Source organism: Streptomyces antioxidans (assembly GCF_000968685.2).
In the GTDB taxonomy this organism is placed as follows: domain Bacteria; phylum Actinomycetota; class Actinomycetes; order Streptomycetales; family Streptomycetaceae; genus Streptomyces; species Streptomyces antioxidans.
The window spans coordinates 1-12521 of the sequence record NZ_LAKD02000137.1 but is presented as its reverse complement, the minus strand read 5'-3'; the positions used below and the strand labels follow the sequence as shown (position 1 = coordinate 12521).

The following is a 12521-nucleotide window of genomic DNA, read 5'->3' as shown; positions in this document are numbered from 1 at the left end:
ACCCGACGCGTCTCGATCGCTTTGGCTCAAGTGGGATCGCGTTGTGCTGGATCTTGGTGTGTCGTCGCGATTTACCGGAGACGCCAGCGGCCCTGGGCAACGAAGAAGCCCCGGGCCGCTGGCCTGGGGCTTCTGCCTGGAGCGGGTGACGGGAATCGAACCCGCGCTCTGAGCTTGGGAATCACCGTCCCGTTAAGGCGGCCCTACGGCCGTGACCTGCGGAAATCTCTCTGCAACCGACATTGACGCTGGCATCTGAGCGACCGCTGGTGACTGCGGCTCTCCGCCCGTTCTGGCATGCATCTGGCACGGCGCGACCTCACGGCAGGAGCGTTAGCGCCGGCACGTGGAGGGGCTTGATGGCATGGAAGTGGCGACGATCCAGGGTGGCGACCCTGGGCGCTTTGAGGCGCTCCGCAAGGGCGACTACCGATGCATCGGCGATACCGAGAGGGAATCCGCGGTACTGCTGCATGAGTTCGGCCATGCGGGAGAGATCGGCTCTCTCGGTGGGTACCTGGATGAGGTCCTCCGCGGCCACGGCTTCGATGAGATTGATCTCCGCGTCGGGGCTCACGTACTTGGCTAGCAGGTAGCAGGCTTCGGTGAGCACATACGGCGTGATCAGCAATTCGCCGTCGTGGGACTCCAGCAGTTCGGTGCAACTCTTGTGATCGGGGTCGTTTCGGTTCAGCAGGGCGACGATGGGGCCTGTATCAACGATCAGCATCGGCCTCGCCGAGCTCCTCGCGAGCGATATCCTTGGCACGGGCTCCAAGGTCGTCCGACGGCCCGTCGAAGCTTCGCAGGACGCGGAAGCGGCTCGGCGGAGGCGTCTTCACCAGGCGCAGGGCGTGGCGACGCAGCTCTTCCACCTGCTCGGGCTCAAGCCGCTCGATGATGTCGTGCAGATCGCTGTAGTCATGGGCGGCAGTCATCGGACTCTCCCTGTCGGCCGTCTCTGCTTCACGATAGCGCTCGATCGAGGAGACCGCCGGGGCCTCTGCATCTGGTGCGCATCTGGTGCGAGCCGTCTGAAGGGGGCTGGACAACAAACAAGCCCCGGGCCGCTGGCCTGGGGCTTTGTGTTGGAGCGGGTGACGGGAATCGAACCCGCGCTCTGAGCTTGGGAATCACTGGTTGATTGCGGCCAATCACCGCTTTGACCTGCTTAAACGGTGCCGAGTGCGATCTTGCGTGTGGGCTCCTGAAGCCTCGTGTTGACCGTGGTTCACCGCTCGTTCTGGCACGCATCTGGCACGGAGGTGGCTGCAGCCACTCGCGCGCATGACTGCGACGCTTGTGGCAAGTGCGAAGAATGCCTAAGCGCCGCTCGTTTGGCAGAGGCCGTTGCGTACGGCGATGTTGGGATCGCAGCACCTGCGAAGGGCTGATCAGCTGGGCAACCGAATCTGACCCGTATCGATGGTGTCAGAAGTCCCATCGCGATAATAGTCCGTTTGCCTGGTGGCGTAGGCATCGTCAAACATCAGCACCATTAGAGGTATTACGGTATCTGCTCGACAACAACTACATGATTTCATAATGGAGAGTCGTATTCTTTTGTATACAGGAGCGCTTTCGATGTGTCGAGATTTCACGTAATTCTCGGCTGGATCTGAGGATTCCTCTGGAAGTCTATAGGTTTCTTCAATTGAATCAGTTGTCGTGATTTCAGACGTTCGGGACTTCTTTACGGTCCGCGTAACTGCAGACTCGATCCGCGCGCCGAGTTTGGGCTTTTTTGCGACCTCGCTCGATAGGGTGCCTTTAACGTTGTATTGCAGAGAACTTTCCACGATGAAAGCATCCTTGACGGATGCACTAAAAGTGAACTTTTTCTCTTGTCCCGCGTTGATTTGCTGAATCGTACTCCAGGATTCTGGGACTATGTATGCACTATCGATAACCTGTAGTGCGGCCAGGTAGTAGCGGACTTGATTGCCGACCAGTAGGAACCTCTTTCTCCCTGTGAATAGAGGTTCGAGGGTGTTGATCTGTAACTCGCTTGCTTGGTCAACCTCGTATTGAAAGTACCACTTGAGAACGATTTCGCAGAGTCGAGACACCTCACCCTTGGCTAGGTAGTCCGAAAACCCAAGACTCAGGGCTTGGCCCACCTCACTCGAATTGGCTTCACCGGTGACCATCACGGCTTTCACTTCGGGACTTATTTCGCGAATTTCCCGATATAGGTCAGTCCCGCTTTTTATTGGCATTCTTTGATCTAGTAGAGCTACCTTGATGGGGTGTTCTTGGACGGCTGATATGGCCGCTTCGGGTCTGCTGCAAGCCAGAGCTGGTAGACCGGTCTGGAGCTGGATTAAGTCGGCAAGCTGCTCTGCCATGCTGAGCGAGTCGTCTACCACCAAGACTGTGTACATCGCCTACCTCGCAGACGGGAGTGAGACCGTGAATCTGATCATCTCATTTTCGATATTCATTCTCAGTTCTCCGCCTGCGAATCCTTCAATCAGTCCTTTGCTTACCGAAAGGCCCACTCCCTGATGATCATTCTTGGTCGTGTACCCTCTGTCAAAAATGCTAGGAGTCGGCGCACTTCCGGCGAAAATATTGGCCACAGTGAAGGTGGAGAAATTTTGCACTTGCGTGAAAATGATTGATATCGTGCCATCCTCGGGGGATGCTTCAACCGCATTCTCTAGGAGTGGAAGGAGGGTCGCGATAATGAAATCGTTTGAATATCCGTCGAGGCTATCTGGTATGTCGCGGAACTCCGCGCTCAGGGTTTTGTTGGACGCGTTGCGGTAGAGTTCTATAGCTGATTTAAGTATGTCCAAGTTGGAGTCGCTGGATGAATTGCCAACCTTTTCCTGGAGTCGGCCGTAGTTCCTGTATGCGCTAATGAAGGACTTGCATATTTCCACGCCCCCTCGGATGCGTTGAATGGCGACTGACTCATATTCGGTGCGGCCTTGTGGGTCGATAGAAAGGGCGGCGGCCTCGATTTGCGCCAACGGCGTTCGGAGTGAGTGTGCTATTTCTTGTGTCAGTCTCGCCCTTTCGGAGCTCGTGTCTGCTTGGTGTATGTGAAAAGCCTCGGCCGTGATGTTGGTGACGTCCGGGTCCCGGTTAGTCAGTTCCCGGCTGACGCGCATCATCACTTCTTCAGGGATGCGTTCGATTAATTCAGGAAGCCAGGTATAAAATCTTGTTTCCTCATGGTAAGTGCGTTCTTGTGTTTGGCGTAGCTGAAGTGCGGCTTCGAAGGCTCTTCTTGTCGCGTCTGCGCTTTGCTGCGTTGCCCGTTTCGACGCCCTGATGGCAAAAATACTTCCTATTAGAGCGCCGAAGATCCCGAAAAGCCCGCCCGTGACGGCCGCGACTGTTTCCGACACATCCACCCCTTACGGTCTCTCTAAGGCTAGCGGTCAGTACCTGGCATCCACTCCGAGTTTGGACAGGGGCACGAAGCCTGGCAACGGTGCCCACGTAGTCGGTGGAGCGGGTTTGGGCGGTGGCCTGCCCGGTCTGGGGTCGGGCATGGTCAGGGGGCCGTACGCTAGTTGGCAACTCGGGCAGGCTTTGGACCTGCCCGGAATTTGAACGAGTGGCCCCCTGGCCTTGCCCGACGCGGGACCCGGACCGGGGAGGTGCCTAAAGCCGTGGAGCCGACCCCCAGCCACGACGGTGCTCTTCTCCTCGGCCAAGGTGCTTGCTGCTGGCGCGCGGCTCGGCGGTCGGGCCGGAGCGGGGCGGAGACAGGAGCGGCGGCCCGCGCCGCCGGGCCGCGCGCGCCGCGCTTGCGCGGCGCCTTGAACCCGTAGAGAAGGTTGTAACTCAGTGGCGGTTGGCCTGGTGGCGGGCGATCTTGTGTGTGGTGGGGCAAGCGAACTGTTCTGCGCATGCCGGAAGGCGTCGGGATTCGCGGTGGGCGAGGGGTAGGAAGATGACCGGCCGGAGGATCCATTCGATGTGGGTGTCTTGTTGGGTGAGGGCGAACGTGGTTGCTTCGCCGTTGGTGAGGGCGTCTTCGGCTTCCTTGTGGCCGTAGGTGACCCAGTCCCATGCGTCATGGGCTGTTTCCCGGTCGAGTGCTGAGGCGATGGTTCGCACGGTGACGCGGATCCATCGGGTGGCCTCGCTCGGGCTGTTGGTTTCGATGGAGGCGAGCAGGACCGAGCGGGGTCCTCTGGCTGGTGAACGCGTCCAGCACTCGCACCAGTAGCCGGGTCGCAGTAGGGGCCTCAGCATGTGGTGACTCCTGCCTGCTCGGGTGCTGCTACGAGTTGGGCGGTGACGGTGCGGCCGTACTGGCTGCCGGTGATGTCCAGGCGGCGGGCGAGTGCCATGACGATGGTTAATCCGCGGCCGTGGGTGTCGTCCGGGTCGGCCTCCGTAGAGCGGGGTTCTTCGGGGTGGCCTCCCTCGTCGGTGACGGAGATCGCGACGGTGCGGGGTGAGAGGGACAGCGTGAGTTGGAAGGTGCCGTAGGGGCTGCCGCTGGCGGTGTGGGTGAGGGCATTGCTGCCGAGTTCGCTCACGATCAATTCGGCGTCGTGCGCGCAGGGGTGTCCGTTGAGGATGTCGCGGGTCCAGCGGCGGGCGCGGGTGACTTCTTCTCGGGATCCTGGGCACATCAGGCCCCAAACTCGCGGAGCACTCATATACTCGTCCATACAAGTTTCTTCGTGCTGGTAGGGGCTATGGGTCGTGGGTGCGTGCTAGATGAGTCGTACGCCGTCGTGGGCGCGGATGGCTGGCGGGGATGTGTTGTCGAGCGCGTCCAGGACGCGGATCGCGTATGCCTCGTCGGCGAGCTCGGCGACCTCGTCGCGGGTGGCCCAGCGCAGGGCACGGGTTTCCGCTCCGGTGGTCGGGGTGCCGTCGATGGCCTGGCAGCGGAAGACCAGGGAGACGATCAGGCCGGTCATGTTCTTGTAGACGCCGGTGAGGGTCGCGGGAAGCGCGATCTTGACGCCGGTCTCTTCCAGGACTTCCCGCTGCAAGGCGTCCGGGATGGTTTCCCCGCGTTCGAGCACGCCGCCGGGCGGTTCCCACTTACCGTTATCGCGTCGCTTGATCAGCAGCGCACGGCCCGCGTCGTCGACGATGACTCCGGCGACGCTCACGGAGTGCGGGCGCTCAGTGCTCACGTTCCTCGGCCCTCTCGGCTGGCTAGGCTCTCCACCGTAGCAATCCCGGTCAGCCGCTCGTCTAGATACCTAAAGGAGTATGTGCCAATGGCTTCTCTGACTTCCGTCCTGGGTGTATTGGACCCGACGAGCGACCGGGCGGTGTTCCGGCAGATCGCCGACGCGCTGCGGGAAGCGATCGATAAGGGCCGCTTCCGGGAGGGCGACAAACTGCCCTCGGAGACTGAGCTGGTCGATCACTTCGGTGTCTCGCGGATGACCGTCCGCAACGCTTTGTCGTTGCTCCAGCAAGAGGGCCTGGCGGTGTCCGAGCACGGCAAGGGGGTCTTCGTCCGGCCCCGGCCACCTGTGCGGCGGTTGGCCTCCGATCGCTTCGCGCGGCGTCATCGGGAGCAGGGGAAGGCTGCCTTCACCGTGGAGGCGGAGGCGGCGGGCAGTCGTCCGGAGGTGGACAACCTGGAGGTGAAGGAGGAGCGGCCATCGCCGGACATCTCGGCCCGGCTGGGTTCGCCTCGTAAGGTGCTGGCCCGGCGGCGGCGGTATCTGCTGGATGGGCGGCCGGTGGAGTTCGCCACCTCGTATCTGCCGCTGGATCTTGCGCGGAACACCCCGATCGCCCAGCCCAACCCCGGCCCCGGTGGCATCTACGCCCGGCTGGAGGAGATGGGGCATCGCCTGGATCACTTCGATGAGGAGATCCGGGCTCGGATGCCCTCGCCCGCAGAGGTGCGGACGCTCCAGCTCGCCTCCGGTGTGCCGGTGATCCATCTCGTCCGGACCGCCTACGACAGTGAGGGGCGGGCGGTGGAGGTGTGTGACACCGTGATGGCCGCTGACGCGTACGTCCTCGCCTACCAGCTTCCTGCCAACTGACGCGTGACCGGGGCGTGGTGGCCCCGGGCTGCTTCTTCTGACTCGTACACACGAAGACACATACTCGTATAGACGAGTGGGTAAGTCGTGTGGCATGGTGGTCCCCGTTCCCGCCCGTTCGGGTTCGAAGGCCGCAACTCATCTACACAACTAGGTGCGTTGTCGTGAGAGAAGGAGAAGTAGTTGCGTTCCATTCGAGTTGAGACCTCCGGTGCCACGGTTCTGCTGACCGAGGCGCCGGAGCCGAAGGTGAAGGACCGGCAGACCGGCGAGATCGCCAAGGACGCCCAGAGCGGCGAGACCCTGATGCGGCTCGGCGTCGTCTACATCGACGGCGGGGAATCCTCGCTGCTTCAGGTCACCGTGCCGGAGAGCGGAGTCACGGAGGGACTGGCCCTCGGTTCCCCGGTCACGCTGATCGGCCTGATTGCCCGGCCCTGGGACACCGTGTTCAACGGGCAGCAGCGTCACGGCATCGCCTTCCGTGCCGAGGCCATCGCCCCGGCCGCCATATCCGTCGGTGCGGGGGCCTGAACCTGATGACTGACGTCATGACGCTGATGGAGGTGGGTGGTCCGGTCGCCGCGACAGTTGGCGGGGCCGCCTACCTCCGGGCCCGGCACCCGGCCGCCTACTGGTCCACGATCGGGATGCCCATCTCCACGGCCCGGCTGCTGGGGTCGTACGGGTCGGTGATGGATGCGTGCGGGCTGACCGTTCCGCCGTCGCGGCTTCGGGCTTGGGTGGTGCAGGCGTTCACGCATCGGGAGGTTCGGCCCGTTCCTCCGCGTCGGGGGCTGATCCGTCCGACGTCGACCGGGCTGCGGGTCCGGTTGCGGCTGGCGCCGGGGCAGGAACCTGCGGACGTGGCGGCCTCGGCCGAACGGCTGCGGCATGCCTGGGGCGTTCACGGCGCCTACGTGGAGGAGATCAAACCGGGCGTGGTCGAGCTGCGGCTGATCGGCTTCGACGTGCTTCGGAAGGTGCGGATGCCGCGCAAGACCGGCGGTGGCTTCCTGAAGGTGCCGGTGGCGCTGCGGGAGGACGCGACGCCGTTCATCCGGGACTACCGAGCCGTACCGCACCAGCTCACCCTGGGCGCCACTCTGTCGGGGAAGTCGATGTTCCTGCGGCATCTGATAGCCGGGCTCGCTCGGCAGCCGGTTGCGTTGGTGGGGATCGATTGCAAGCGCGGTGTCGAGCTGGCGCCGTTCGCTCCACGGCTCTCGGCCCTGGCGACTGATCCTGTGCAGGCGGCGGAGCTGTTGCCTGTGCTGGTCGGGCTGATGGAGGACCGGTACGACCTGATCAAGGCCCGGCAGGGCATCGCTCCCAGCACTCCGGATGAGGAGATCACCTCTGACATCTGGGGGCTGCCGGAGGAGGAGCGACCGGTGCCGGTGGTGCTGCTCGTGGACGAGGTGGCCGAACTGTTCCTCGTCGCCACGCGGAAGGACGAGGAACGGCGGGATGAGATGGTCACCCAGCTCATCCGGCTCGCCCAGCTCGGCCGCGCAGCGGGCATCTACCTGGAGGTGTGCGGGCAGCGCTTCGGCGCCGAGTTGGGCAAGGGGGCGACGATGCTGCGGGCGCAGCTGACCGGGCGGGTCTGCCACCGTGTGAACGATGAAGCCTCCGCCAAGATGGCGCTCGGCGACATCGCCCCCGAAGCGGTCGGCGCGGCCTGCGCCATCGCCCCGGAACGGCCCGGTCTTGCGGTCGCCGGTGATACGTCCGGCGGCTGGTCCCGTATCCGTACGCCGTATCTGTCGTTGGCTGAGGCGGCCGAAGTGTGCCGCGAGACCGCTCATCTCGTGCCGGACATGCCCGCGCTGGAGCCGTTCCGGCCGGACGTGCCGGCCGTACCGGTGAGCGCTCCAACCTCGCTGCTCAAGCCGCTTCCGGCTGCCGAGTAATCCACCCCATCTGACGGCTGGCGCGACCGCATCGCGCCGTGTCCCTACCCTCGCCATGCCTGAAAGCGAAAGGGAGTCCCTGTGTCCCGTCCCACCATCGCCGAAGTCTCCGCGCTCCTGGCCGACCTGGCCGACTTCCGCACACGCGGGACCGGGAGCCGCGCGGAGCTGATGAGCCGCAAAGCGGACCTGCTGGAGCGCATCGCCGCTGCCCAGCCCGATGATGTCGAAGCCGCTGAGGTCGCCGCCGCCGCTCGCGCCCGTGCCGACGAAGGCTGACCGGACCGGAAGGAGTTCCCATCCATGCGCGCTTACCTGGCGCGGGTTGACGCGGTGCTCGTGCAAGCGGTCATCGCTGCCGCGCTGTCCTTCGCTCACCTGCATGACCTGGCCTCGGCGGCCGGACAGGCCGGGTGGAAGGCGTGGGCCTATCCGGTCTCCGTTGACCTGCTGCTCGTGGCGGCCTGGAAGCGGCTGCGGTCGGGGGCGTCCAAGGCTGCGGGCTGGTGCTGGTTCGTGGTCGCCTTGGTCGCGTCGCTGGGGGCGAACGTCGCCACCGCCGGACTGCTCGACCTGGCCGACGTACCGGCCTGGCTGCGCATCCTCGTCGCCGGATGGCCTGCCGTGGCCTTCCTCGGCGGCACGCTCCTCGCCCACACCACACCAGCACCCGAAACCGCATCGGCCCCGGCCGAGCCTGCCGAAGCCGTACCGGTCTCGGCCGAGCCAGAAACCGCGGGGCCACCCGCTGACTCTGAGCCCGAGACGAAGCGGCCCGCGCCGCACGTTCCGGCCGCGCTCGTGAACCACGCGCGCAAGCTCGCCGACGACCACCACGCTCGTACCGGCTCGCCCATCGACACCGACACCTTGCGCGCCCGCCTCGGCGTCCCGGCGCCGCTGGCCGAAGCCATCGCCTCCCGCCTCTGACAGGAGTCCACCATGCTCCGCCGCTTCCGCAACGTCCTGCGTGTTGGCCCGGTCCGTGTTGGTACCGCCAACGACCAACGCGGGCGTGAGAAGCACACCGCCGTGTGCACCGCTCCCCGCTGCGACTTCTCCGCCGACTACGACACCCGCGCCGCCGCCGAGCTCGCCGCTCGTACGCACCGCTGCCCCATCCGCTGAAAGGAGATCGCCTGTGACCGTCAGTCTGCCTCTGGTCCTCGTCCTCGGTGCCGTCGCCTGGATCGCGATCAAGTTCATGGGCGTCCGCCTGTGGGTTGCCGTCGTGGTCGCGCTGTTCGGCTTCTGGCTCGCCCATACCGGCATCGCGCCGTCCGTGGAGTCCGGTACGCGCTCCGGCGTCGACTCCGTCAACCGCCAACACGACTAGACGAGTAGCTGAGAGGAGATCGCCGTGTTCCGTCCGAAGTACCCCGAGGCCCCCACGCCGTCGATCGTCCACGTGCCCACCGCCGTCCCGACGGCCCAGCACAGTCACGCCCCGGCCTGCTCCTGCCAGCACGCCCCCGCACCCGCTCCTGCTCGCCCGGCCGGGGCCTTGAGCGGCCTCAACGCCGGAACGGTCGGCGCCGTGGTCACGGTCGGCATCGTCCTGACCGCCCTACTCGCCGCTGTTGCTGTCACGGCCGTTTCCGTCGCCGTGGCCGCCGTCGTCATGCGCTCGCTGCTGGCCAGCCAGCGCCGCCGCTAACCCCGCACGAACACGACTGCCGGGGCGGCCTCGATACCGCCAAGCATCCGCCGCCCCGGCAGCCCAACCCCTCCCGACCCAACACCCAACAGCCGAAAGAGGAGACCCCATCATCACCCGCACCACCCCGCCACCGCTGCCCGAACTGGGCAGCCTGGCAGCTCTCGGCACCATGCCCGCACTGCTCCGCCAACTCTCCGGCCTCGGCGGCTGCACCCACCCCATCCGCCTCGACGGCCACCGCACCGAACATCACCTCAACCAGGGCACCGGCGAGATCGGGCGCGTTCTCCGTCACCTGGACTCCGCCGAGCTGCCCGCCGGGCATCTCCTGGTCCGCTGCAACAACCGCCGCATCACCCGCTGTGCTGCCTGCGCCGAGACCTACCGCCGCGACACCTTCCACCTGATCACCGCAGGACTACGCGGTGGCAAAGGCACACCGGAAGGCGTCGCCACACACCCGCGCGTCTTCGCCACCTTCACCGCACCCAGCTTCGGCCCAGTCCACAACCGGCCCACCGGCCCAGCTCGCACGATCCGGCCGTGCCGCTGCGGCGCCCGCCACGACCAGGACGACGACGCGCTCGGTACGCCGCTCGATCCGGACAGGTACGACTACGAATCCGCGGTGCTCTGGAACGCTCACGCAGGTCTGCTGTGGCGGCGGTTCTCGATCTACCTGCGGCGGGAGGTCGCCAAGCGGGCCGGGCTCACACAACGGGCCTTCCGTGAGCACGCCCGGCTGTCCTTCGCCAAGGTCGCCGAGTACCAGAAGCGTGGCGCCGTCCACTTCCATGCCGTGATCCGCATCGACGGCCCCGACGGCGGCGACACCCCGCCTCCGGGCTGGGCCACGGCCGAGCTGCTGGCCGATGCCATCCGTGCTGCCACAACCACCGCCACGACCAGGGCCCAGGTCATCGGTCCCGTCATCGACGGCCGGGCCCACACCTTCGCCTTCGGCGGGCAACTCGACGTACGGCCCATTCGGGGAGCGGACTTCAACGGCGGCCAAGAGCTGACCGACCGGGCCGTTGCCGCGTACATCGCCAAGTACGCCACCAAGGGCGCCGAGACCGCGACCGGGGCCCTGGACCGGCCCATACGGCTCATCGCCGAGGTGGCGCAACTCGACATCAGCGAGCATGCCCGCCGCCTTGTTCGTACCGCCTGGGCGCTCGGAGCCCGCAAGGACCTGGAATACCTCCGGCTTCGGGCCTGGGCTCACATGCTCGGCTTCCGGGGCCACTTCTCCACCAAATCCCGCCGCTACTCCACCACCCTCGGCGCGCTCCGCGACGCCCGCGCGGCCTGGCGACGTGCTCAGGGTGCGGCCGCCGACTCCGGCCCGGCCGAGACCACGCTGGTCCTTGCCCACTGGACCTACGCCGGTACCGGCCTAACCCCCGCTGAGGAATGGCTCACCGCCACAATCACCCCCGCCCCAGGAACAGAAGGAGAACCGACCCATGCGTGACCGGTACCTCAGCGTTGCTCAGGTGGCCGAGCTGCTGGGGACCACCCAGCGCTTCCCTCGACGGCTGGTCGCTGAGCGGCGCATCAAGTACGTGAAGGTGGGGCGCCATGTCCGGATCCCGGAGAGCGTCATTCAGGAGTACATCGACGCGAACACCGTGCGGCCGGTGCAGCCTCGGCGTCGTCACCTCCGGAGGGCTGCCTGATGGCCAACAGCAAAGGGAAGAGGCGTCGTTTTGGAGCGGTTCGCAAGCTCCCCTCCGGCCGCTTCCAGGCTCGCTATCCCGGCCCGGACGGGATCATGCGTCCGGCTCCGGTGACCTTCGAGACGACGGGCGACGCAGACGACTGGTTGGCGGAGAAACAGACCGAGCTGCGGCGGGGTGACTGGCAGGACCCGGACGCGGGGGCCGTCAACTTCGAGGAGTACGCCTTGCGGTGGGTTAAGGAGCGCGGTCTTTCCCCCACCACCGATGAGCTGTACCGGCGGCTTCTGCGGTTGCACCTCCTTCCCACCTTCCGGGCCTGGGATCTGGACGAGATCACCCCGCCTCGCATACGCACCTGGCGTGCCGAGCGCCTGGAGACGGTCGGGGAGACGACCGTCGCGAAGTCGTACCGGCTGCTGAAAGCCATCCTGGAGACGGCCGTTGAGGACGAGCTGATCCGCCGGAACCCCTGCCGGATACGCGGAGCAGGGAAGGAGTCGGCAGGTGAACGTCCCATCGCCGCCGTGGAACAGGTGGATGCGCTCGCCGACGCGATGGGGCCTCGGTGGCGGCTGATGGTCTACATCGCCGCGTACGGGCCCGCTCGGCCCGAAGAGCAGGCGGAGATGAGGCGGCCTGACGTGGACCTTGAAACGGTCGGTGTATGGGTGCGCCGGGCCGCGCCTGAGCTGACATCCGGCCGGCGGGTGGTCGGCGATACGAAGTCGGAGGCGGGAAAGCGGTTCATCGTGCTGCCCGGCTTCATGCGGAAAGACCTGGAGCGGCATGTGAAGTGGTTCGCCGAGAAGGAGCCGAACGGGCTGCTGTTCGTCGGCGAGAAGGGGGCGCCGTTCCGCCGGTCCTCCTTTGGGCGGAAGTGGCGACGGGCGAGGGCGAAAGTGGGGCTCCCCGACGACTTCCGTTTCTACGATCTTCGTCACACCGGACACACCCTCTCGACCCAATCCGGGGCGACGCTCAAGGACACGATGGTGCGTGCCGGGCAGTCGTCCACGCGGGCCGCGCTGATCTATCAGCACTCGACCCTGGAGCGGCAGAAGGAGGTGGCCGCCGGGATCGATGCCCGCGTCGCTGCCGACCGCCAGGCGGCCAAGGCTGCCGCCGAGAAGAGCGGTGATCAGGCATCTGGCACGGATCTGGCACGAGATGCTTAGGGAGGTCTAGACAACGAACAAGGCCCAGGTCTCTGACCTGGGCCTTAAGCGTGGAGCGGGTGACGGGAATCGAACCCGCGCTCTGAGCTTGGGAA

General features: G+C 65.6%; 18 protein-coding genes. 11 read left to right on the top strand and 7 right to left on the bottom strand.

Going from position 1 to position 12521, the window contains the following annotated elements; all coding sequences use genetic code 11:
* Positions 1 to 319: 319 nt before the first annotated feature.
* From VT50_RS36115 to VT50_RS36090, 7 genes are all read right to left on the bottom strand, one after another.
* A complete protein-coding gene (locus VT50_RS36115) occupies positions 320 to 730 on the bottom strand; it encodes a type II toxin-antitoxin system VapC family toxin (RefSeq protein WP_046088647.1) in 411 nt (136 codons plus the stop codon).
* The gene (locus VT50_RS36110; protein WP_037954114.1) at positions 717 to 938 is read right to left on the bottom strand and encodes a hypothetical protein; all 222 of its coding nucleotides are present in this window, start codon (positions 936 to 938) and stop codon (positions 717 to 719) included. The genes VT50_RS36115 and VT50_RS36110 overlap by 14 nt, the downstream gene beginning before the upstream one ends.
* Positions 939 to 1394: 456 nt before the next feature.
* Complete coding sequence (locus VT50_RS36105) at positions 1395 to 2384, bottom strand: response regulator (protein WP_075200470.1); 990 nt, start codon at positions 2382 to 2384, stop codon at positions 1395 to 1397.
* A 3-nt stretch (positions 2385 to 2387) separates the two neighbouring features.
* Positions 2388 to 3359, bottom strand: coding sequence for a sensor histidine kinase (locus VT50_RS38865; RefSeq protein ID WP_143645329.1), 972 nt, complete (start codon positions 3357 to 3359; stop codon positions 2388 to 2390).
* Positions 3360 to 3801: 442 nt separating this feature from the next.
* The gene (locus VT50_RS36100; RefSeq protein ID WP_240529449.1) at positions 3802 to 4077 is read right to left on the bottom strand and encodes a hypothetical protein; all 276 of its coding nucleotides are present in this window, start codon (positions 4075 to 4077) and stop codon (positions 3802 to 3804) included.
* 131 nt (positions 4078 to 4208) lie between these two features.
* Positions 4209 to 4601: an ATP-binding protein gene (locus tag VT50_RS36095; RefSeq protein ID WP_338058384.1), complete on the bottom strand. Its 393-nt coding sequence runs from the start codon at positions 4599 to 4601 to the stop codon at positions 4209 to 4211.
* 84 nt (positions 4602 to 4685) lie between these two features.
* Positions 4686 to 5093, bottom strand: coding sequence for an NUDIX hydrolase (locus VT50_RS36090; RefSeq protein ID WP_046088649.1), 408 nt, complete (start codon positions 5091 to 5093; stop codon positions 4686 to 4688).
* Positions 5094 to 5204: 111 nt separating this feature from the next.
* On the opposite strand from VT50_RS36090, the gene VT50_RS36085 reads away from it, so the two are divergent.
* From VT50_RS36085 to VT50_RS36035, 11 genes are all read left to right on the top strand, one after another.
* Positions 5205 to 5990 carry a GntR family transcriptional regulator gene (locus VT50_RS36085; RefSeq protein WP_046088650.1) on the top strand — a complete coding sequence of 262 codons (786 nt, stop codon included), beginning with the start codon at positions 5205 to 5207 and terminating at the stop codon, positions 5988 to 5990.
* 183 nt (positions 5991 to 6173) lie between these two features.
* On the top strand, positions 6174 to 6524 hold the full coding sequence (locus VT50_RS36080) for an SCO3933 family regulatory protein (protein WP_030836282.1): 351 nt from the start codon (positions 6174 to 6176) through the stop codon (positions 6522 to 6524).
* A gap of 5 nt (positions 6525 to 6529) precedes the next feature.
* A complete protein-coding gene (locus VT50_RS36075) occupies positions 6530 to 7906 on the top strand; it encodes an FtsK/SpoIIIE domain-containing protein (RefSeq protein ID WP_046088651.1) in 1377 nt (458 codons plus the stop codon).
* 81 nt (positions 7907 to 7987) lie between these two features.
* Positions 7988 to 8185, top strand: coding sequence for a hypothetical protein (locus VT50_RS36070; protein ID WP_046088652.1), 198 nt, complete (start codon positions 7988 to 7990; stop codon positions 8183 to 8185).
* Between the two features lie 24 nt (positions 8186 to 8209).
* Positions 8210 to 8836 carry a DUF2637 domain-containing protein gene (locus VT50_RS36065; protein ID WP_046088653.1) on the top strand — a complete coding sequence of 209 codons (627 nt, stop codon included), beginning with the start codon at positions 8210 to 8212 and terminating at the stop codon, positions 8834 to 8836.
* A gap of 12 nt (positions 8837 to 8848) precedes the next feature.
* Positions 8849 to 9034, top strand: a complete 186-nt coding sequence (locus VT50_RS36060) for a mobile element transfer protein (RefSeq protein WP_046088654.1) — start codon at positions 8849 to 8851, stop codon at positions 9032 to 9034.
* A 13-nt stretch (positions 9035 to 9047) separates the two neighbouring features.
* Positions 9048 to 9242 (top strand): hypothetical protein, encoded by a 195-nt coding sequence (locus VT50_RS36055; protein ID WP_046088655.1) that lies wholly within the window; start codon positions 9048 to 9050, stop codon positions 9240 to 9242.
* A gap of 24 nt (positions 9243 to 9266) precedes the next feature.
* Positions 9267 to 9563 carry a hypothetical protein gene (locus tag VT50_RS36050; protein ID WP_046088656.1) on the top strand — a complete coding sequence of 99 codons (297 nt, stop codon included), beginning with the start codon at positions 9267 to 9269 and terminating at the stop codon, positions 9561 to 9563.
* 172 nt (positions 9564 to 9735) lie between these two features.
* Positions 9736 to 11043 (top strand): replication initiator, encoded by a 1308-nt coding sequence (locus tag VT50_RS36045; protein ID WP_046088657.1) that lies wholly within the window; start codon positions 9736 to 9738, stop codon positions 11041 to 11043.
* Entirely contained in the window at positions 11036 to 11248 is a 213-nt protein-coding gene (locus tag VT50_RS36040; protein ID WP_046088658.1) for an excisionase family DNA-binding protein, read from the top strand. Before VT50_RS36045 ends, VT50_RS36040 begins: the two co-directional genes overlap by 8 nt.
* Complete coding sequence (locus VT50_RS36035) at positions 11248 to 12426, top strand: tyrosine-type recombinase/integrase (RefSeq protein WP_075200472.1); 1179 nt, start codon at positions 11248 to 11250, stop codon at positions 12424 to 12426. The genes VT50_RS36040 and VT50_RS36035 overlap by 1 nt, the downstream gene beginning before the upstream one ends.
* Positions 12427 to 12521: the final 95 nt, after the last annotated feature.